This is a genomic window from Shewanella algae (assembly GCF_009183365.2).
GTDB lineage: Bacteria > Pseudomonadota > Gammaproteobacteria > Enterobacterales > Shewanellaceae > Shewanella > Shewanella algae.
In genome coordinates, this window is record NZ_CP068230.1 from 980188 (window position 1) to 998893 (window position 18706).

Annotated in this window: 18 protein-coding genes; 10 read left to right on the plus strand and 8 right to left on the minus strand. The window is 55.2% G+C overall.

Going from position 1 to position 18706, the window contains the following annotated elements:
- Positions 1 to 184 precede the first annotated feature (184 nt).
- Genes cobA through cysC form a run of 5 tightly spaced genes read left to right on the plus strand, consistent with a single transcriptional unit; the run spans position 185 to position 5734 of the window.
- Positions 185 to 1006: a uroporphyrinogen-III C-methyltransferase gene (gene cobA / locus E1N14_RS04370; protein ID WP_025009975.1), complete on the plus strand. Its 822-nt coding sequence runs from the start codon at positions 185 to 187 to the stop codon at positions 1004 to 1006.
- A gap of 18 nt (positions 1007 to 1024) precedes the next feature.
- Positions 1025 to 1933, plus strand: coding sequence for a sulfate adenylyltransferase subunit CysD (gene cysD, locus E1N14_RS04375; protein ID WP_025009976.1), 909 nt, complete (start codon positions 1025 to 1027; stop codon positions 1931 to 1933).
- Positions 1933 to 3348, plus strand: a complete 1416-nt coding sequence (cysN, locus tag E1N14_RS04380; protein ID WP_025009977.1) for a sulfate adenylyltransferase subunit CysN — start codon at positions 1933 to 1935, stop codon at positions 3346 to 3348. Before cysD ends, cysN begins: the two co-directional genes overlap by 1 nt.
- A 1-nt stretch (position 3349) precedes the next feature.
- A complete protein-coding gene (locus E1N14_RS04385) occupies positions 3350 to 5086 on the plus strand; it encodes an SLC13 family permease (RefSeq protein WP_025009978.1) in 1737 nt (578 codons plus the stop codon).
- A 9-nt stretch (positions 5087 to 5095) separates the two neighbouring features.
- On the plus strand, positions 5096 to 5734 hold the full coding sequence (gene cysC / locus E1N14_RS04390; protein WP_025009979.1) for an adenylyl-sulfate kinase: 639 nt from the start codon (positions 5096 to 5098) through the stop codon (positions 5732 to 5734).
- Between the two features lie 14 nt (positions 5735 to 5748).
- Here cysC and E1N14_RS04395 read toward each other — a convergent pair whose 3' ends face one another.
- Both E1N14_RS04395 and E1N14_RS04400 read right to left on the minus strand, forming a co-directional pair.
- Positions 5749 to 6579, minus strand: a complete 831-nt coding sequence (locus tag E1N14_RS04395) for a TIGR03899 family protein (protein WP_037436752.1) — start codon at positions 6577 to 6579, stop codon at positions 5749 to 5751.
- Between the two features lie 65 nt (positions 6580 to 6644).
- Positions 6645 to 7847, minus strand: a complete 1203-nt coding sequence (locus E1N14_RS04400) for an MFS transporter (RefSeq protein WP_025009981.1) — start codon at positions 7845 to 7847, stop codon at positions 6645 to 6647.
- A 309-nt stretch (positions 7848 to 8156) separates the two neighbouring features.
- Between E1N14_RS04400 and hemG the strand changes: the two genes are divergently transcribed.
- Positions 8157 to 8699 (plus strand): menaquinone-dependent protoporphyrinogen IX dehydrogenase, encoded by a 543-nt coding sequence (gene hemG / locus E1N14_RS04405; RefSeq protein WP_025009982.1) that lies wholly within the window; start codon positions 8157 to 8159, stop codon positions 8697 to 8699.
- Between the two features lie 12 nt (positions 8700 to 8711).
- Complete coding sequence (locus E1N14_RS04410; RefSeq protein ID WP_025009983.1) at positions 8712 to 9236, plus strand: cytochrome b/b6 domain-containing protein; 525 nt, start codon at positions 8712 to 8714, stop codon at positions 9234 to 9236.
- A 63-nt stretch (positions 9237 to 9299) separates the two neighbouring features.
- On the opposite strand, the gene E1N14_RS04415 is transcribed toward E1N14_RS04410, so the two are convergent.
- The gene (locus E1N14_RS04415; RefSeq protein WP_025009984.1) at positions 9300 to 10916 is read right to left on the minus strand and encodes an AMP-binding protein; all 1617 of its coding nucleotides are present in this window, start codon (positions 10914 to 10916) and stop codon (positions 9300 to 9302) included.
- Positions 10917 to 11151: 235 nt separating this feature from the next.
- On the opposite strand from E1N14_RS04415, the gene E1N14_RS04420 reads away from it, so the two are divergent.
- Positions 11152 to 11721 carry an NADPH-dependent FMN reductase gene (locus E1N14_RS04420; RefSeq protein ID WP_025009985.1) on the plus strand — a complete coding sequence of 190 codons (570 nt, stop codon included), beginning with the start codon at positions 11152 to 11154 and terminating at the stop codon, positions 11719 to 11721.
- 49 nt (positions 11722 to 11770) lie between these two features.
- Here the strand turns inward: E1N14_RS04420 and ccoG are convergent, their stop codons facing one another.
- From ccoG to E1N14_RS04435, 3 genes are all read right to left on the minus strand, one after another.
- Entirely contained in the window at positions 11771 to 13177 is a 1407-nt protein-coding gene (gene ccoG, locus E1N14_RS04425; protein ID WP_062793435.1) for a cytochrome c oxidase accessory protein CcoG, read from the minus strand.
- 184 nt (positions 13178 to 13361) lie between these two features.
- Positions 13362 to 14816, minus strand: coding sequence for a sigma-54 interaction domain-containing protein (locus E1N14_RS04430; protein WP_051541455.1), 1455 nt, complete (start codon positions 14814 to 14816; stop codon positions 13362 to 13364).
- Between the two features lie 51 nt (positions 14817 to 14867).
- Positions 14868 to 15410 (minus strand): thioredoxin family protein, encoded by a 543-nt coding sequence (locus E1N14_RS04435; protein WP_037436755.1) that lies wholly within the window; start codon positions 15408 to 15410, stop codon positions 14868 to 14870.
- A 199-nt stretch (positions 15411 to 15609) separates the two neighbouring features.
- On the opposite strand from E1N14_RS04435, the gene E1N14_RS04440 reads away from it, so the two are divergent.
- On the plus strand, positions 15610 to 16227 hold the full coding sequence (locus tag E1N14_RS04440) for a LysE family translocator (protein WP_025009988.1): 618 nt from the start codon (positions 15610 to 15612) through the stop codon (positions 16225 to 16227).
- On the opposite strand, the gene E1N14_RS04445 is transcribed toward E1N14_RS04440, so the two are convergent.
- Positions 16216 to 17115: a LysR family transcriptional regulator gene (locus E1N14_RS04445; protein ID WP_210736193.1), complete on the minus strand. Its 900-nt coding sequence runs from the start codon at positions 17113 to 17115 to the stop codon at positions 16216 to 16218. The two genes, E1N14_RS04440 and E1N14_RS04445, sit on opposite strands and share 12 nt — an antisense overlap.
- 200 nt (positions 17116 to 17315) lie before the next feature.
- Complete coding sequence (locus tag E1N14_RS04450; RefSeq protein ID WP_025009990.1) at positions 17316 to 17642, minus strand: DUF3144 domain-containing protein; 327 nt, start codon at positions 17640 to 17642, stop codon at positions 17316 to 17318.
- Between the two features lie 332 nt (positions 17643 to 17974).
- Between E1N14_RS04450 and ung the strand changes: the two genes are divergently transcribed.
- The gene (ung, locus tag E1N14_RS04455; protein ID WP_025009991.1) at positions 17975 to 18643 is read left to right on the plus strand and encodes a uracil-DNA glycosylase; all 669 of its coding nucleotides are present in this window, start codon (positions 17975 to 17977) and stop codon (positions 18641 to 18643) included.
- Positions 18644 to 18706 lie beyond the last annotated feature (63 nt).

The window sequence follows — 18706 nt, forward strand, 5'->3', positions numbered from 1 at the left end:
TTGTAATCTATTGAAAATAAAAAGTAATGTTTTTTATTGACAGATTTCTCAGTCTCCGGGCGCTTTCTTGTTACCGCGATTCCTTTCTATATATCTAAAAGTAATAACAACTAATGATTCTCTATTTATAGTGGAATATAACTAGCCGCTATATTGCTTACATCAGCAAGATGGGGAATAGCGCATGGAATTACTGACACTGCCCGGCAAGCGGGCCAAGGGCAAAGTTTATCTGCTTGGAGCCGGTCCCGGCGATCCTGAGCTATTGACCGTCAAGGCCTGGCACCTGCTGCAGCGCGCCGATGTGGTGCTGTTCGATGCCTTGGTCAGTCCCGAGATCCTGGCGCTGATCCCCGAAGGTGCCGAGCGCATCGCCGTGGGCAAACGGGCCGGTGAGCACAGTGCTTCTCAGAGTGAAATCAACCGTTTGTTGCTGACCAAGGCTTTTACCCGCCAAACCGTGGTCAGGCTCAAAGGGGGCGATCCCTTTATCTTCGGTCGCGGCGGCGAGGAGTTGCAGACTCTGGCACAGGCCGGCGTCGCCTTCGAAGTGGTGCCTGGCATCACGGCCGCCAGCGGTACCGCCGCCTATGCGGGTATTCCCTTGACCCACAGGGATTTTGCCCAAGGGGTCAGCTTTATTACCGGTCATTGCCAGCTGCAAAACCGCCCCATGGATTGGCAAGGCTATGCCAACCCGGCCAACACCCTGGTGGTGTACATGGGGATCCTCAATGCCGGGCTCATTCAGCAACAACTGATTGCCCATGGTCGCAGCCCGCAGACGCCGGTGGCCATAGTATCCAAGGCCACGACCAGACAGCAGCAGCTTGTTATCGGCACTCTGGAGCAGTTGCAAACCCTGGCTCAGGACCCGCGGGTAGTGATGCCGGCGCTGATGATCATAGGCGAAGTCGTCGCTCTGGCAGACAGCCTCAGCTGGTTTGAACCCGAGGCGGCAAATAATGACCTGCAACTACAACATGATGCTGCTACAGCACTTTGAATCAATTGGAGAAATAAGATGTCAGGGCCAGTGTTGAGTCACCTTGAACAGTTGGAAGCCGAGAGCATCCAGATCTTTCGCGAAGTTGCCGCCGAATTCGACAACCCGGTGATGTTGTACTCCATCGGCAAGGATTCTTCCGTGCTGTTGCATCTGGCGCGCAAGGCCTTCTATCCGGGCAAGATCCCATTCCCCTTGCTGCATGTGGATACCGACTGGAAGTTTCGCGAGATGATACGTTTTCGTGATCAGGCGGCCAAGAAGTACGGCTTCGAGCTTCTGGTGCACAAGAACCCGCAAGGCCTGGCGATGGGCATGAATCCCTTTACCTTCGGCTCGGCCAAGCACACAGACGTGATGAAGACCGAAGGCCTGAAACAGGCCCTGGATAAATACGGTTTCGATGCCGCCTTTGGCGGCGCCCGCCGCGACGAGGAGAAGTCCCGCGCCAAGGAGCGTGTCTATTCCTTTCGCGATCGCCATCACCGCTGGGATCCCAAGAACCAGCGCCCCGAGCTGTGGCACACCTATAACGGTCAGGTCAACAAGGGGGAGAGCATCAGGGTCTTCCCGCTTTCCAACTGGACCGAGTTGGATATCTGGCAATACATCTATCAGGAAAACATTGACATAGTACCGCTCTATTTTGCCGAGCAGCGCCCGGTGGTGGAGCGCGATGGCAGCCTGATCATGGTTGATGACGAGCGGATGCCGCTCAATGAAGGCGAAGTGCCCGAGTATCGCCGGGTGCGTTTTCGCACTCTGGGGTGTTATCCCCTGACCGGCGCCATAGAGTCCAGTGCCGCGACGCTGGCAGAGATTATCGAAGAGATGTTGCTGTCCCGCTCCAGTGAGCGTCAGGGACGGGTCATCGACAGGGATTCGTCCGGGTCGATGGAAAAGAAAAAGCGTGAGGGGTATTTCTAATGTCGGTTGCACAACAAGTCAATGAGCTGGGTATAGAGCAATATCTTGAAAATCAGCAGAATAAATCGCTTTTGAAGTTTCTGACCTGTGGTTCCGTGGATGATGGCAAGTCAACACTGATAGGCCGTTTGCTGCACGACAGCGCCCAGATCTATGAAGATCAACTGGCGGCACTGCACAAGGATTCTAAAAGCCATGGCACCACGGGCGAAGCCGTGGATCTGGCTTTGCTGGTGGATGGCCTGCAGGCCGAGCGCGAGCAGGGGATCACCATAGATGTGGCCTATCGTTACTTCTCTACCGAGAAACGCAAGTTCATCATTGCCGACACTCCCGGGCATGAGCAGTACACCCGCAATATGGCGACCGGCGCTTCCAACTGCGATCTGGCGATTATTCTGATCGACGGTCGCTACGGGGTGCAGACCCAGACCCGCAGACACAGCTTTATCTGCTCTCTCTTGGGGATCAAGCAGTTCATCGTGGCCGTCAATAAGATGGATCTGCTGGATTTCAGTGAGGAGCGTTTCGAGGCGATCAAGGCCGACTATCTGGCGTTTGCCGGCCAGTTGCAGTTGGACGATATCCACTTTGTACCGCTGTCGGCCCTCGATGGCGACAACCTGGTGAACCGCTCGGCGCGCACCCCTTGGTATCAGGGCGAAACCTTGCTTGCCATGCTGGAGAGTGCGCCTGTGACCGGCTTTAACCACGCCTTTGATGCCCGCTTCCCGGTGCAGTATGTCAGCCGTCCCAACCTGGACTTCCGCGGTTTTGCCGGTACTTTGGCCTCCGGCAGTCTGCAAGTTGGCCAGAGGGTCAAGGTGCTGCCTTCGGGGAAAGAGTCGACTATCGCCTCGATTGTCACCTTCGATGGTGAGCTCAAGCAGGGCTATGCCGGCCAGGCACTGACCCTGACCCTGAGTGATGAGATTGATATCAGCCGCGGCGATGTGATAGTGCCGGCGGAGAGCCCTGTGGGCGTTTCCAACCGGCTGCTGGCCAAGGTGGTGTGGATGCACGAGCAGCCGCTGACACCCGGCAAGCAGTACAACATCAAGCTGGGAACCAAAAAGGTGCCAGCCAGTGTCAGCCGCATACTGCACAGCATAGATGTGAATACCCTGGCACAGGACAGTGTTGCCGAGCTGAGCCTCAACACCATAGCCCTGGTTGAGCTGGAGCTGAGTGAGGCCGTGGTGTTCGATGCCTATAGTGACAATCGCGATACCGGCGGTTTTATCTTTATCGATCGCATCAGCAATGTCACTGTCGGTGCCGGTATGGTGCAGCAGGCGCTTGAGGAAACTGAAAAAACGACCCATTTCAGTGAGTTTGAATTGGAACTCAATGCCTTGATCCGCAAGCATTTCCCCCATTGGCAGGCGCTGGATATCCGCGCTCGGGGAGACTGAATTGTCTGAAACCTGGATCCTGGGGTTAATACTGCTCGCGCTGGTGGCCGGACTCGTCAGTGGTCTGGCATCACCGGCCATGCTGTTTACCATAGCGGCGCTGCTCAGTTACCTCTTGGGTATGCTGGAGCTTGAGTCGCTGCTGGGCAGTTTTACCAACGCCAGTCTGGTGACTCTGGTGCTTCTGGTGCTGGCAACCACGGCACTGGAGAAGACGCCCTTGCTCGGTAGGCTCAGCCAGGTCATAGGCTCAGGCTCCTTGGGGCTGACCATGGCCAAGCTGGGGTTTTCCACTGCGTTGCTGTCGTCTTTCACCAACAATACTGCAGTGGTGGCCTCGCTGATTGGCGTGGTGCGTCGCAATCAGCAGCATGCACCGGCCAAGTTATTGCTGCCCTTATCCTACGCGGCAATTTTGGGCGGCACCCTGACCCTGATTGGCACCTCGACCAACCTGATAGTGAACTCCTTTGTTGAAAACGCCGGGCTGAAACCCCTGGGCTTTTTTGAGTTTTCCTTGATTGGCCTGGCCGTGGTGGTGGCCGGTATCGCGCTTTTGGTATTGCTGTCACACCTGTTGCCCGATGGCGATGAGCAACACGGCGATGAAAGTCTGCCCTATCTGTTGGAAGCCAAAGTGCTGCCCGGCTCAACCCTGGTGGGCCGCAGCGTGCAGGACAACAGACTCAGGGCCCTGAAAAAGCTCTATCTGGCGGAGCTCGAGCGCAGCGGCATTCGCATCTGCCCTGTGCCGCCGCAACTCGTGCTGGCCGCGGGGGATGTGCTGCGCTTCAGCGGCGCGGTGGAGTCGGTGGAGTTGCTGCATCAATTCGATGGTTTGGAGTGGTTCGGCAAGCAGCAGGCCAGGGGCCAGAATCTGGTGGAAGCCGTGCTGGCGCCGTCTTCGGCTTTGGTGGGCTCTTCGCTCAAGGCCTCGCGATTTCGGGAGCAGTTTGATGCCGCCGTAATGGCGATTCGCCGCGGCCATCATCCACTCAAGGGCGGCTTGGGCGACATAGTGCTGCAGGCCGGAGATGTGTTGCTGTTGACTCCGGGCGATGGCTTTGGCCGTAATCCGCGTCTCAGTACCGACTTTGCCGCCGTCAGCGGCCTGGACTTGAGTGTCAGGCTGGACAGTCGCCGCAGTCAGTGGGTGCTGGCGGGCTTTGTGCTCACCATAGCTGCCAGTCTGCTGGGCTGGCTGCCGCTGGCCAAGGGGCTGGTGCTCTTGTTGCTCAGTTATCTGGCGATAGGTGCGGTGACCCTGGGCGAGCTCAAACGGCGGTTCCCGCTGGAGCTGGTGTTGATTGTCGGCAGCGCCCTGAGTCTGGCCAATCTGATGTTGGATACCGGCTTGGCCAAAGGGATGGCCGATACTCTGCTCGGCGCCTTTTCCGGCTTTGGGGTCTTTGGCGCCTTTGTCGGGGTTTATTTGTTGACCTTGCTGTTGACCGAACTCATAACCAATAACGCGGCGGCGGCCTTGGCTTTTCCCGTGGCCTATGCGATTGCGACCAGCTTCGGGGTCGACAGTCGGCCCTTTATTCTGGCAGTGGTGTTTGGTGCCAGCGCCAGCTTTATTTCGCCCTATGGCTACCAAACCAATCTGATGGTGTTCAACGCCGGTAATTACCGCTTTATTGATTTTGTGCGCTTGGGGCTGCCGCTGTCGCTGCTTTACTCGGCGATAGTTCTGTTTCTGGTGCCCATGCTGTTCCCCTTTGATGCGGGTCTTTAAGGAGTGACGATGAAGAATTCTACCCAGCCCAATGCCGATATCGTTTGGCATCAGCATGCTGTCGATCAGGCGGCCAGGGCAGCCCAGAAGGGCCAACAACCTGTGCTGCTCTGGTTCACCGGGCTGTCCGGCGCCGGCAAGTCGACCCTGGCAGGCGCCCTGGAGCGGGCACTGTTCGAGGCGGGGTTTCATACCTATCTGCTCGATGGCGACAATGTGCGTCATGGTCTTTGCAAAGATCTCGGCTTCAGCGCCGCCGATAGGGATGAAAACCTGCGAAGAGTGGGCGAAGTGGCGCACCTGATGGTGGATGCCGGTTTGCTGGTACTGTCGGCCTTTATCTCGCCGACCCGGGCCGAGCGTGATGCCATTCGCTGCCGGTTTGCCGCGGGGCGTTTTATCGAAGTGCATGTTTCCACGCCACTGGCTGTGTGTGAGGCCCGCGATCCCAAGGGCTTGTATCAGAAGGCGCGTAAGGGGGAAATCCGTGACTTTACCGGAATTTCGGCGCCCTACGAAGAGCCGCTGGCTGCCGAGTTGACCATAGATACCAGCAAGGGCGATCTCAATACCCAGGTGCAGGCATTGCTGGATTACCTTTCTGCCTTGGAAGTGATCCCGTCGACGCGATTACAGGCCAGCGCCTGAGGCTCAGTTGATGCCTAACTGATGCTGAAGTCTTTGGTAAACAAGGCCTTCAGCGCATTGATATAGGCTTCGTCTTCCCTTGGACGCACCAAGAGTGCCAGTTCATCGCCCACTGGGGTAAAGCGGTAGTAGCTGAACAGCAGGTGGCCTGATTTTGGGGTCAGCTTCAGGTGTTGCTGTTGGATCTGCAGTTGCAGCGAGCTCTTGCTGTCCAATATGCCGGTCTCGAACTCGCCCCTGTGCAGTATGCCGCCGTCCACCAGGGTGAGTATGCTTGAGTAGGGCATGCCGAATTGCGACAACCCCAGGTTGACCGCGCTGTGTTTACGAAAATACTGGCCTATGCCGCCGCTGACTCTGTAACCACTGATAAGCTTGAGTCGGCTCTCATTGTTGACCTTGACCGCCATTCCCAGCGCTTTTTCCAGTATGTGTGCCTCTCTCAAGGTCAACTGTTTCAGGGTTGCCAGGGTACGCAGGCTGAAATTGCCTGGATTGATGATTTCACTTGAGAGTATCCGAGCCCATAGATCTTGCATCTTGCGATTGTGGATCTGCTCGGCCATTTGGAAGAATTGATGTACCCAGTCGGGATCCAGCTCCACCCCGGTCACATCGGACGGGGTATAGCTCAGTGCCATGGCGTAGATGTTTTCCAGGTTGCGTTGGTACTGGGCTTGTTGTTTGTCGATGCGAAAGGCCGCCCGTTCGGCGACGCTGGCATTGGCGGGTTTATAGTCCTGCTCAGAGGCGAGTCCCAGCAGGCGCCCGAGGCGCAGTGCCTTCTTGCGGGCCGATGCCTGACCGGGTTCCTCTATTTCTCTGGGGAGTTTTTCCTCTGCCATCTTGATTATCTTCTCGCGAAAACTGTGCTTCTTTATGCATAATTTTCAGTTAGTTGTCCAGTAATTCAGCCGGCTTCCTGCTGTTGGGTTTCTGTAACGAGGGCCTTGTGCCAACTGAGTTCGCGTCCGGGGGCCGGGTCCTTGGGCACCAGGCGTGCCAGCAACAGCGAACAGGCGGCGAGTCCGGCACCGATATAAAACACTGCCGCCGGTGAACTGAGCCAGAGCACTCCGAGCAATACCGGGATCACCACGGCCGCGATATGATTGATGGTAAAACTGACCGACATGGTGGCGGCAATGTCTTTGGGATCGGCAATTTTTTGGAAATAGGTCTTGATGGCAATCGCCATGGCAAACAGCAGATGGTCTATCACATAGAGCGCCGCTGCCATGTGGCCGTCCTCCACCAGGGCATAACTGATAAACAGCAGCACCAGACCGATATATTCCAGGGTCAGGGCGTGCCTTTCTCCTATGCGGCCGATAAAGCGACCTATGGCCGGGGCAAACAGCAGATTGACTACATAGTTGATCAGAAACAGAGCCGTGATCTCACTGACGCTGTAACCGAACTTCTCCACCATCATAAAGCCGGCGAACACCATGAAGATTTGCCGTCTGGCTCCCGAGAAAAAGGTCAGTAGGTAATAGAGCCAGTAGCGTTTTCTGAGGATGATTTTCTTGTGCTGAACTTCGCCGGTATCGAACCTGGGGAAATAGCAGTAGAGAGTGATCACCATCAAAAGCCCCAAGGCGCCTATGAGGCTGTACATCCAGACATAGTCCAGCTTGAATACTGTCATCACCAACCATATGCTGCCGTAACCTCCCAGGGCGGCCGCGGCGCGCCATGACATGGCCTTTCCCATAAAACCGGCTGTCTGGGACTTGTCGACCCATTGCAGGGTCAGGGATTGATTGATGGTTTCAAAGTAGTGAAAGCCGACCGACATTAAAATGGTCGTCAGATAGAGCCCCAATACCTGGGGAAAGAAACCGGTAATGCCCACCCCGATACATAGCAGCGCCAGCGACAACAGGGCGAAGGCCTGTTCCTTGATCAACAGCAGCACAAAAATGGCGCTAAAGGCCAGAAACCCGGGAACCTCCCTGAGGCTTTGCAGCATGCCTATTTCGGCGCCGGTAAATTGTGCTCTTTCAATAACAAAGTTGTTCAGCAGGGCCTGCCAGACGGCAAATACCAAGGACATGACAAAGGTCATCCACAGTAGCAAGGCCTGGGGATTGCGGGTTGGTTGCTGCATCTTGTTTCGAACATGGCTGGGGAGTATCAGCTTATGCTAATGCCTGAACCTGGAGATAACCAGAAAACTTTGTTGAAAAAGATTATCCGCCTGTAAAGCCACTGTAGCGCCAGGGTTCCACTGCCATAGCGGCTTCTTGAGGGGCGGTTACTCAAAGGTTCCCACAGCGGTTATTTTTTGTGAACTACCCGGTATTTCCGCGGCTTGGACAGCGTTTCGCCCTTTGGCCGTGATCTGTTTCATGTAAATAAGCTAATGGATCACCTAAGATGACACCAGTACTAAGAGATTGAACTACTAGGGGTTAAGGTGAGCAAGACTCTTCTGCTGTATTCCAGCGTGCATGGTCAGACCCGCAAGATCTGTGACGTTATGGCAAAGCAACTTGGCGCTCTGGGGCAGCAAGTGACCATGGCGGCGATTGATGATGCGCCGGATCTGGCCGATTTTGATCGGGTTGCCATTGGAGCCAGTATTCGTCACGGCAAACACAATCCCGCCGTATTCGACTATATCCGCCAACATCAGCAGCAGTTGGAAAGCAAGGCCAATGGTTTCTTTTCCGTGAGTCTGGTGGCGCGCAAGCCGGAAAAAAATACCCCTGAAACCAACCCTTACATGCAGGCGTTTCTTGCCAAGACTGAATGGAAGCCCAAGCAACTGGCTGTGTTCGGCGGCAATCTGGACTACCAGGGCTACGGGGCCATGGACAGAAATATCATACGTTTCATCATGTGGATCACCAAGGGGCCGACCGATCCCAATACCTGCATCGAATACACAGATTGGGGCAAGGTGCAGGAATTTGCCGAGCAATTGGCGGCGCAAACTCTGATCTCCAGGGCGGGTTAAAGCGAGGCTGAAATGGCTCTGTTGCAACGTCTTTGGCGCTTCTATAGTGCCCATCAACACTTGTTGTTAATCCTCTTGTGCCTGTTTCTGGTGCTGGGCAGTGGCAGTCTGATGATGATCCGCAGCATCAGGGCCGGTGCCGGCTTCTGGGATCTGAGCCATGTTTATCTCGGGCTCCTGTGCGTACCTTTGTCGCTGACATTTCTTGTGAGCAACTGCACCTCGGGCCGCTGGCGCCAGTATTTCAGCCTGTTTATCGGTGATTGGCGTCAGATAGGCGCCGATATCGGCGGCTTGTTCAAAGGCAAGTTACCGGTCGCCGGAGGCAAGGGGCTGTTCAGCCTGATAGAAGGGCTGGGGATGTTGCTGCTGCTGGGTGTGGCCCTGACCGGCCTGCTCTGGTATTTGACCCAAGGCTCCAGTGATGCGCTGTTCTGGCGAGGCTGGCACAAACATCTGGCCCACGGTTTTATTGGCTTTTTGGTAGTACACGCCATCTGTGCCCTCAGTCATCTGCTTGACTTCTTTCGTCAGTAGGGCGCTGAAAGTCAAAAGCTTTGACAATAAAAATGCCGCTGTTAAGCGGCATTTTTATCTGACTTATTTGCGCAGTTCACGCCTGAGTATCTTGCCGACCGTGCTCTTGGGCAGTTGGGCGACAAACTCTATCACCTTGGGCACCTTGTAGGCCGCGAGCTCCGCTCGGCAGTGTGCTTCTATGGCTGCTTGAGCCTTGGCGGCATCGACCTCAGGTTTGAGCACTATTACCGCCTTGACGGCTTCACCGCTGCGCTCATCTTCAACACCGATAACCGCGCATTCAAGTACCAACTCACAGCGAGCCAGCACGTTTTCGACTTCGTTGGGGTAAACATTGAAGCCGGAAACGATAATCAGATCTTTCTTGCGATCCACTATGCTGTGATAGCCATCTTCACTCTCAATGGCGATATCTCCTGTCTTGAAGAAGCCATCCTCTGTCATCACAGCCGCAGTTTCATCGGGCTTTTGCCAGTAACCACTCATCACCTGAGGGCCGCGCACCGCCAGTTCACCGGCTTGACCCGGTGGCAGGGGCTGGTCATTGCCATCGAGAATTTGCACTTGAGTCTCGATAACCGGTTTGCCTATGCTGCCCAGACGTTCCAGTCCCGGCGCGTTGAGGGAGATAACCGGCGAGGTTTCACTCAGGCCATAGCCCTCAGATATGGTGCAGCCTGTGGTTTGTTGCCAGAGTTTGGCTGCCGCTTCGGTGAGGGCGGTACCGCCTGAAATAGTGATCTTCAGATGGGAGAAGTCCAGTTCACGGAAGGCTTGCTGGTGGCACAGACCGACAAAAAGGGTGTTAAGCCCGGCAAATCCGGTAAAGGGATATTTGGCCAAGGTCTTGATCAGCGAGGCTATGTCCCTCGGGTTGGGAATAAGTACTGTCAGAGCGCCGCGCTCGAAGTAAAGCACCAGATTCACCAAAAAGGCGTAAATATGGTAGATGGGTAGCGGGGCGACGAAGATCTCTTCCCCCTGTACCAGGTTGGCGCCGATACGGGATTCACATTGCAGGGCGTTGGCAATCAGATTTCTGTGGCTGAGCATGGCCCCCTTGGAAAGGCCTGTGGTACCGCCCGTGTATTGCAGCGCCACCAAATCGTCCAGAGTCAGCTTTACTTCACTGAATTCCAGCTGACGTCCCAGCTCAAGGACCTTGGTGAATTCGATATTTTTCAGGCCGGTTCTGGGCTGAATTTGCGGCTCGATAAGATCCAGCGGGTGGGTGGAAATCACAGTTTCAATCGGGGTGCTGGCAACGACCTTGGCCAGAATGGGCAAGAGATCTGACAGTACCACCAGCGCCTTGGCGCCGGAGTCCTTGAACTGATGGATCAATTCCCGCTCGGTATACAGGGGGTTGGTATTCACCAGCACCAGGCCTGCGCGAATTGCGCCATAGGCAGCAATAACGAACTGGCTGATATTGGGTAGCTGGATGGCGATGCGATCGCCGACTTGCAACTGGGTGTTGTGTTGCAGGAAAGCGGCAAAGGCGCGTGAGTCCCTCTCCAGTTCCCGAAAGCTGATGGCCTTGCCGAGGCAGGCAAAGGCGCTCTTGTCGCCGTAACGCTCACAACTACTGACTATCATATCTGCAAGAGAGTCATAGCGGGAAAAATCCAACTGAGTCTGGCTATCGTATACCTGATTCTGTATCACTCTTGTCATCACCTTTTCCTTTGGGATTTGTTATTGTTATTTGGTTTTGAATGCTTATTTAGCCCTGATATTAACTCTGGCCCCTGTCTCCCCCGAGACTTTCTGCGCTGTGCTGAATGCAGCGCCAAAAAGTTTTGCAACGATCTGGATTCAGGTTAGAGGCAAAGCACGGCCAAGGCAATGGTGGCGAATGAAAAATCCTGTTCAATAAATGGGTTAATCGACTGTAATTAAGGATAAAAACATGCAGCAACTGCGGATAAAGTTTATTTCCGGTAGCCTGAGAAAGGGCTCGTTCAACACCCGTCTAGCCCATTATGCCGCCGCCGTGGCCGCCGAGCTGGGGCTGGAGTCTGAGGTGCTGACACTGAATGCGTTTCCCATGCCCCTGCTCAATCAGGATGACGAGGCCGAATTTGGCGCCCCCGAAGCTGCCGTGGCACTCAAGGGAAAGCTGTTGCAGAGCGATTGTCTGGTGCTGGTGTGCCCCGAGTACAATGGTTCCATAACTGCGGCATTGAAAAATGCCATCGATTGGCTGTCCCGCCCGGCAACTCAGCCCGCGGGCAATGTATTTGCCGGTAAATGGGTGGCCCTGATGGCGGCAAGCCCGGGAGTACTCGGAGGGCTCAGAGGCTTGACCCCGGTCCGCGAGCTGATGTTCAACCTGGGGGCGCAGGTATTGCCCGAGCAGTTGGCGCTTGCCAAGGCTCACGAAGCCTTTACCGAAGATGGTTCTCTGCTGGGAGATTACCAGCAGAGCAAGGTGAAAAGCATACTGCAGGGGCTGATTGCCCAGCAGAGCAAAGGATAAAAAAGCGGGCGGCGAAGCAGGGTGAAACACTTCGCCGCCCTGAGGCAACTCAAGGGGCAAAAAATACCGACTTCTGGCTGACGCTATTATCTGGTGCATCGGCCTCGGTCACTTTAAACAGCAGATTGCTGCGGTTGTTGTCGATTTGCGCCACAGGCACAGTCAGGGTCAGCGGCAATTCATACTGCTCGCCGGCGGCGATGTGAACGCTATTGGTCGACAACTTATAGGGCAGGGCGCCGCTGATCTCTATCTGGTAGTGCTTATCCTGCTGGGTCTTATTGCGTATTTTCAGCAGATAGCTGTTTTCTATGCCGTCATCCAGGGTTTCCCGGTACAGGCTCTGGCGGTCGCGGATCACATTGAGCGTGATAGGATCCCGCGAGTAGATATCCAGCCCCATGGTGCAGAGTATGAGCAACAAGGCGGCGCCATAGCCAATAAAGCGTTTGCGCTGCCATAGTGGCGGAGTTTGCCCGGTCAGCGACTCTTCACTGGTATAGGAGATGAGCCCAGGGCGATAACCAAACTTGCTCATGGTCTGATCGCAGGCATCGACGCAGGCGCCACAGTTGATGCACTCATATTGCAGGCCGTTACGAATATCTATCCCGGTGGGACACACCTCGACGCAGAGATTACAGTCGACACAGTCGCCAAGCTCTGTGGCTTGCTTGCGCTTTCTTGGGCCACGGCTCTCACCCCGCTGGGCATCATAGGTCACTGTCTTGGTGAAGGAATCGAACATAGCTGATTGGAATCTGGCGTAAGGGCAGCAGTGCAGGCACATCTGCTCACGCATCCAACCGGCATTGAGATAGGTACACAGGGCAAAAAAGTACACCCAGGCGCTATCCCAAAAACCGGCGGAGAAGGTAAAAATCTCCGGATACAGCTGCTTGGCCGGTACAAAGTAGGCGATAAAGCCACAGCCGGTGATTAGAGACATTAAAATCCACAGCAGATGTTTGCCGCCGCGCTTGCCGGCCTTACTGACCGTCATGGGCGAGGCATCCAGCTTGATCCTCTGGTTACGGCTGCCTTCCAGCTTCTCTTCTACCCAGGCAAAGCCGAACGTCCAGGCGGTTTGCGGGCAGAGATAACCACACCAGACCCGGCCCCAAAACAGGGTCACAAAAAACAGTGCAAAGGCGGCGGCGATAAAGAACCAGGCCAACAGGGTAAAATCCTGGGGCCAGAGGCTGCTGCCAAAAAAGTAAAACTGTTGATTGGCCAGATCGAACCAGATGGCCTGTCGTCCCTGCCAGTCGATAAAGGGCAGTAACAGAAACAGGGCTATCAACAGGGCGTTGAGGCCGCTGCGCCAACGTTGAAAATAACCGCGTTGGCTACGAAAGTGGATTTTGCCGCCTTTGTGGCTGCTTTTCTTGTCTTGGGGGGAGGGGATAAAAGTGACCGGAATCGCTTCCGATGACTGTCTTGCCTGTTGAACCATGCTACTTCCTGAATGACGACTGACACACGGCTAGGCAATGGCAAGAGGCGTGCCAGTTAAAATTTATGTTTAACTTATTGATTCATATCTAATATTATTTCATTGGGATAAAGAAAAGATCACGACATAGCGTGAGTTGGCGATATATCGTGACTTTTGTGGTTTTTGGTTTTCAGCCTCGGCTTCAACTGCCCTGGCGGCGGATCCCCAGCTTTTGCATCCGCGATCTCAAGGTGCTGGGGGGCACTCCAAGACTGCTCGCCGCGCCCCTTGGGCCGGATATTCGCCATTGGCAGGCGTCCAGTGTCGCCTTGATATGGGCCGCTTCCACTTCGGCCAGAGTCTGACCCACGGCCGGCAGCGGCGTATCGCTGGGCAAGGGAGCGAGATGCAGTATCGGCTCACGGGCAAGAATGGCTTCCCGTTCCAGCAGGTTTTGCAATTCACGCACATTCCCCGGCCATTGATATTGCATCATCCGCCGCAGACTATCGCCATCAACGCCCGCCAGCGGTTTACCCAGTTTCAATGACAGGCTCTTGAGCAGTTGTTGTACCAGCTCGGGAATATCTTCCCGCCGCTGTCTCAGTGCCGGAACCTTGAGCGGAAAGACATTGAGCCGGTAGAAGAGATCCATCCGGAACAGGCCTTGCTCCACCCGCTGCTGCAGATCGTGATGAGTGGCGGCGATCAGCCGAATGTCCACCTTGATACTGTCACTGCCGCCGACGCGTTCAAACTCCTGCTCCTGAATAACCCGCAGCAGCTTGGACTGAGCCTCGAGACTGAGCTCGGCCACTTCATCAAGGAACAGGGTGCCTCTATGGGCCAGTTCGAAGCGCCCCTTGCGCCGCTGGCTGGCGCCGGTAAAGGCACCTTTCTCATGGCCGAACAGCTCACTCTCCAAGAGCCCGGCAGAGAAGGCGGCGCAGTTGACCGAGATCATAGGTTTGTCTTTGCGGCTGCTGAGTCGGTGCAACTGGCGGGCGACCAGCTCCTTGCCTGTGCCGTTTTCCCCTTGGATCAATACGGTACTGTCGGTATTGGCCACCAGGCGCAGCTGTTTGAGCAGGGTTTGGATCATCGGGCTGTTACCGGCGATCTGCTGGGTGCCCGTCTTGTCTTCCAGCTCGGCCTGCAGCCAGGAGTTTTCCGAGGCCAGCTGTTCCGACAGTGCCTGCACCTGCTCCAGCGCCTGACGCAGCGACAACTCAGTCTGCTTTTGCAGGCTGATGTCACGAAATATCGCTACTACGCCCTTGAGCTTACCGTCCTGCCACACAGGCGTGGAACTATAGTGTACGGGAAAGCAGCTGCCGTCCTTGCGCCAGAAGACCTCAGTGGTGATTTCTCTGGCTTTACCATCTTTAAGCGTCTGATAGATTGGGCAATCTTCGTGGGGGTAGACACTGCCATCGGCGTGGCTGTGGTGGTGAAAGTCGTGGATCTTGCGCCCCAATAGCTCGGCGGCGCTCCAGCCGGTCATCTTCTCGGCGGCCGGGTTGATAAAGACGGCATTACCTTTAAGATCAAAACCATAAATGCCTTCACTGACGGCATTGAGCAAGAGGCGGTTTTCGGGTAAAAAGCTGTTTGAGTCAGACAAGGGCGGCTCCTTCGGCACTGATGACTGCGCCAGTATAGAGCCGCTTACAGGGCTTGTCAGTACAGATTCACGATATATCGTGCCTTACTGGCTGGCTTGAACATGAGCCAGTACCTTGAGCAGATCATTGACCGTCAGGACACTGGGCATCATGATCCCCTCGGGGACAGCCGGGCCATGGACGCGGTTGTAGGGGGTTCCCACAACGCCTTGGGATCTCAGGTAACTTTCCACAGCCGGATTGGGCGTGCTGAGGTCGCCGCGCATCAGCACTATATTAGGCTCAGCCAGTGCCCTGACTATCTGCTCCCTATGGAGCACATTGGCCTTGTTGGCCTGACACACAAGACACCAATCGGCCGTCACATCGACAAAGACAGTCTTGCCTTCGGCCACCAAGGCCGGGATTGATTGACTGTCTAGGGGCCGCCAGCGCAGTTCCCGGTAAGCCTCGTAATCTTCACCGCGATACACAAAGCTGACCACGGCGGCGACACAAAAAGCCATTCCCCCCAGTACCAGGATCACCGCCATGGGGATCTTGGCGCCGCGACGCTTTTTGATTAACAGCAGCACAATCACCGCTATCAGGCTGAGTAGAGCCAGTATGCTGAGAGTAAGTATCATCCGGGCCTCAATGGGGTTAGGGAGCTATATAGGCGCTCAGTATAGTGAGCAAGCCTTAAAACTAATTGAAAATTGGCGGCTCGAAAGCGCTGGCATCATAGAGTATATTGACCAACCTGTTGTGGATGGCGTCTGTTATTCGCGGCTAATTGTTTGCACAAGACAGGGCAAAATGGTGTGTTTCATTGAGGGGGGAACAATGAATTGGAGTGATTGGTTGGGACTGGTGGCTATCTCGTGTCTGGGGGCCATGTCACCTGGGCCTAGCCTGGCCATGGTGGTGCGTCACACCTTGGGAGGCGGGCGCAGTCGGGGCATTACCTGCGCCTGGGCGCATTCTTTGGGGATAGGTGTTTACGCCTTTATCACTCTGCTGGGTTTGGCTGTGGTGCTGAAACACACCCCTTTGCTGTTTAACGGCATCGCCATATTGGGGGCGCTCTATCTCGCCTGGCTAGGCGTTCAGGCGCTGCAATCCAAGGGTGGAATGCAGCAAAAACTCAGTGCCGGCAAGCCGACGAGCATGTTGACAGCTGCCCGGGACGGCATTGCCATTTCGTTGTTTAACCCCAAAATTTTGCTGTTTTTCCTGGCCTTGTTCAGCCAGTTTGTCGCCGCCGCCGATAGTCTACTGGGACGAGGCATCATAGTCTTGACCCCCATGCTGGTGGATGGACTCTGGTACACCCTGATAGCCTTCCTCTTGTCTCAACCCAAGGTGTTGCCCAAGTTGAGAGAAAAGGCGCAATGGATTGACCGCCTCAGCGGCCTGGTGCTTATCCTGTTGGCCGGGCGGGTGATCTATTCACTGCTGTGACTGCAATGCCTGCTCGAGATGTTCCCTGAGGGCGATAACCAAAGGACTGAGCTGACGTCTGTCGGCGCAGAGCATATTGAGTGGCGCTTCTTCACCGCGCCACTCGGGGCAGAGTTGCAGCAGTTGACCGTTTCTCAGCTCTTCGCTGATATCGAGCCGCGACTTGTAGGCTATGCCTTTGCCTGCCACGGCCCAGCGCCGCACCAACTCGCCATCATCGGCGACTCTATCGCCTTTGACCTGCACTGTGATTTGGTCCGACTGTGACTGAAAATGCCACCTGCTGTGAGTCGCATCGGCCAGCATAAAGCACAGGCAGTTGTGCTTTGCCAGTTCCTCTGGGCTGCCCGGCGCACCGAACCTGGCAATATAGTCAGGAGAGGCGCACAACACCCTGTCATTTTGACGGCAAAGCGGCAGTGCGATAAGCGCCGAGTCGGCCGGAAGCCCGTAGCGGATCACTATGTCGACGGGTTGGCGGTAGATATCCGTCAGGCGATCACTTATCTGCACCCTGATACTCACCTGCGGGTGGCGTTCCATAAATTCATCCAATATCGGCAGCAAACGGTTGCGACCGAGATCCGATGGCAATGACAACTGCAACTTGCCCTTGAGCAGGCTCTGACCTTGTTGAATCGCCTGAAAACCATCGTCGAGAATATTCAGGGCTTCATTGCAGTGCTGCAGAAAGATTTCACCTTCCTGTGTCAGACGCAGGCTGCGGGTAGAGCGAACAAAGAGTACAGTGTTGAGTTGGGCTTCGAGGCGCTTGATGGCGGCGCTGGTGGCGGCCGGAGTCAGATCAAGCAGTTGCGCCACCCGCGACAGGCTGCCCTGTCTGGCGGTTTCGCTGAATATTTTCAAGTCCTGCAATGCTCGTATCATACGTGCTTCCCGATAGTTGTTTCCTGCTGTTACCCCAGCTGTTATTTACGCCTGTAATCGACAGATATTCAAATAAATTTTGAAAGTGTCGCGGGAGAAAGGAAAGGACAGAGACGGTGATGCGCTGACGGGACCGAGAAGGGGAAAGCCGAAATGGTGTAATAGTGCGGGGACACAGGCCCCCGCAGTTGTCAGGAAACTCAGATCTTGAATTGCTGCACGGCGTTGCCTGCCGGTTCGGCAGCTTCTTCGCTGTTGACCACTGGAGGGTTGGCAATGTGATCTTCCAGGTTGTCATCCAGCATGTCGCGATATTCGGCGGTAAACCACTCAAGAGCATTGGCTTTTTCGGCGCCCAGATCGGCAGACTTGATAGCGGCTTCAAAAGCATTGAAGCGGGCGGCGGCAAATCTCAGGGCGGTGCCGACTTTACCTACGTCGCCTTCTTGCTGGGTCAGCTCATTGGCGAGGGCGATAAACTGATCTGCTAACTGGAATATGGTGGTTTGGTTGTTGTCGTCTGACATACTATATTCGCTCTTGCTAAGCCAAAGATTGAGGGCCGATTCTAACCTAAAAAGGCGCTGTGCCAAGGAAAAATATTGGCGATTGGGATCTGAATCCCCGTGCTTGCTTGCCAAGATCCTGGCATTTGGGAAAAAAGTCGCTTCAACAGTGGCTGCAGTTGCTGTCACTCAATTCTGTGTCCGCGGGTTATCTTGGCTTACTCCTCAATAGGTTGGCTTGTAAAATCGACTCAGGTTCCTTTGAATCCAGGCCACAGAGCCAACACTCGGCGCTTGTATCCCGCAGTCGGCACTCTTAAGCTATGGCCTCTTTTACACAGAGGATTATCACCATGGCGCTCCCCACTGACTGGCAGGCATTTATCGCCGCTGAACAACAGGCCCCTTACTTCCAGCAACTCAGTGAGTTTGTTGCCGCGGAGCGCGCCGCCGGCAAGGCTATCTTTCCTCCTGAGGACGAGGTATTCAGCGCCTTTGAGCTGACACCACTGGACAAGGTGAGAGTGGTACTTATAGGTCAGGACCCTTACCATGGCCCAGGTCAGGCTCATGGCCTGTGTTTCTCGGTTAAACCCGGGGTGAAGACGCCACCTTCGCTGGTCAATATGTATAAGGAACTGGCGACCGACATCCCAGGATTCTCAATCCCGGATCATGGCAATCTGCTGAGCTGGGCCAAGCAAGGAGTCTTGATGCTCAACACTGTGCTGACGGTGGAGCAGGGCAAGGCGCACTCCCATGCCAAGGCGGGCTGGGAAACCTTCACCGACAGGGCGCTGCAACTGCTGGATCAGCGTGAAGAGCCGATTATTTTTGTCCTCTGGGGCAGCCATGCCATTAAGAAAGGCAAGCTTATCAAGGCGCCGCAGCACAAGATCTTAAGCGGCCCGCATCCTTCGCCTCTGTCAGCCTATCGTGGCTTCTTTGGCTGCGGCCATTTCTCGGCCATCAATCAGCAACTGAAACAGTGGCAGCAAGCCGAAATAGATTGGCAGGTTTAGAGAAGGGGCTTATTTCGCACTTTCCTTAACTAGAGAGATAGCGGCTATTTCACAGTATCGAGC

What these genes read in the sequence shown, in the direction of transcription:
- E1N14_RS04410 (WP_025009983.1), top strand. Translation starts at nt 8,712, where the DNA reads ATGGCTCTGTTGCAACGTCTTTGGCGCTTCTATAGTGCCCATCAACAC.
- E1N14_RS04395 (WP_037436752.1), bottom strand. Translation starts at nt 6,579, where the DNA reads ATGGCAGAGGAAAAACTCCCCAGAGAAATAGAGGAACCCGGTCAGGCA.
- cysC (WP_025009979.1), top strand. Translation starts at nt 5,096, where the DNA reads ATGAAGAATTCTACCCAGCCCAATGCCGATATCGTTTGGCATCAGCAT.
- E1N14_RS04445 (WP_210736193.1), bottom strand. Translation starts at nt 17,115, where the DNA reads ATGATACGAGCATTGCAGGACTTGAAAATATTCAGCGAAACCGCCAGA.
- cysN (WP_025009977.1), top strand. Translation starts at nt 1,933, where the DNA reads ATGTCGGTTGCACAACAAGTCAATGAGCTGGGTATAGAGCAATATCTT.
- ung (WP_025009991.1), top strand. Translation starts at nt 17,975, where the DNA reads ATGGCGCTCCCCACTGACTGGCAGGCATTTATCGCCGCTGAACAACAG.
- E1N14_RS04450 (WP_025009990.1), bottom strand. Translation starts at nt 17,642, where the DNA reads ATGTCAGACGACAACAACCAAACCACCATATTCCAGTTAGCAGATCAG.
- cysD (WP_025009976.1), top strand. Translation starts at nt 1,025, where the DNA reads ATGTCAGGGCCAGTGTTGAGTCACCTTGAACAGTTGGAAGCCGAGAGC.
- E1N14_RS04440 (WP_025009988.1), top strand. Translation starts at nt 15,610, where the DNA reads ATGAATTGGAGTGATTGGTTGGGACTGGTGGCTATCTCGTGTCTGGGG.
- E1N14_RS04435 (WP_037436755.1), bottom strand. Translation starts at nt 15,410, where the DNA reads ATGATACTTACTCTCAGCATACTGGCTCTACTCAGCCTGATAGCGGTG.
- ccoG (WP_062793435.1), bottom strand. Translation starts at nt 13,177, where the DNA reads ATGGTTCAACAGGCAAGACAGTCATCGGAAGCGATTCCGGTCACTTTT.
- E1N14_RS04400 (WP_025009981.1), bottom strand. Translation starts at nt 7,847, where the DNA reads ATGCAGCAACCAACCCGCAATCCCCAGGCCTTGCTACTGTGGATGACC.
- E1N14_RS04415 (WP_025009984.1), bottom strand. Translation starts at nt 10,916, where the DNA reads ATGACAAGAGTGATACAGAATCAGGTATACGATAGCCAGACTCAGTTG.
- cobA (WP_025009975.1), top strand. Translation starts at nt 185, where the DNA reads ATGGAATTACTGACACTGCCCGGCAAGCGGGCCAAGGGCAAAGTTTAT.
- E1N14_RS04420 (WP_025009985.1), top strand. Translation starts at nt 11,152, where the DNA reads ATGCAGCAACTGCGGATAAAGTTTATTTCCGGTAGCCTGAGAAAGGGC.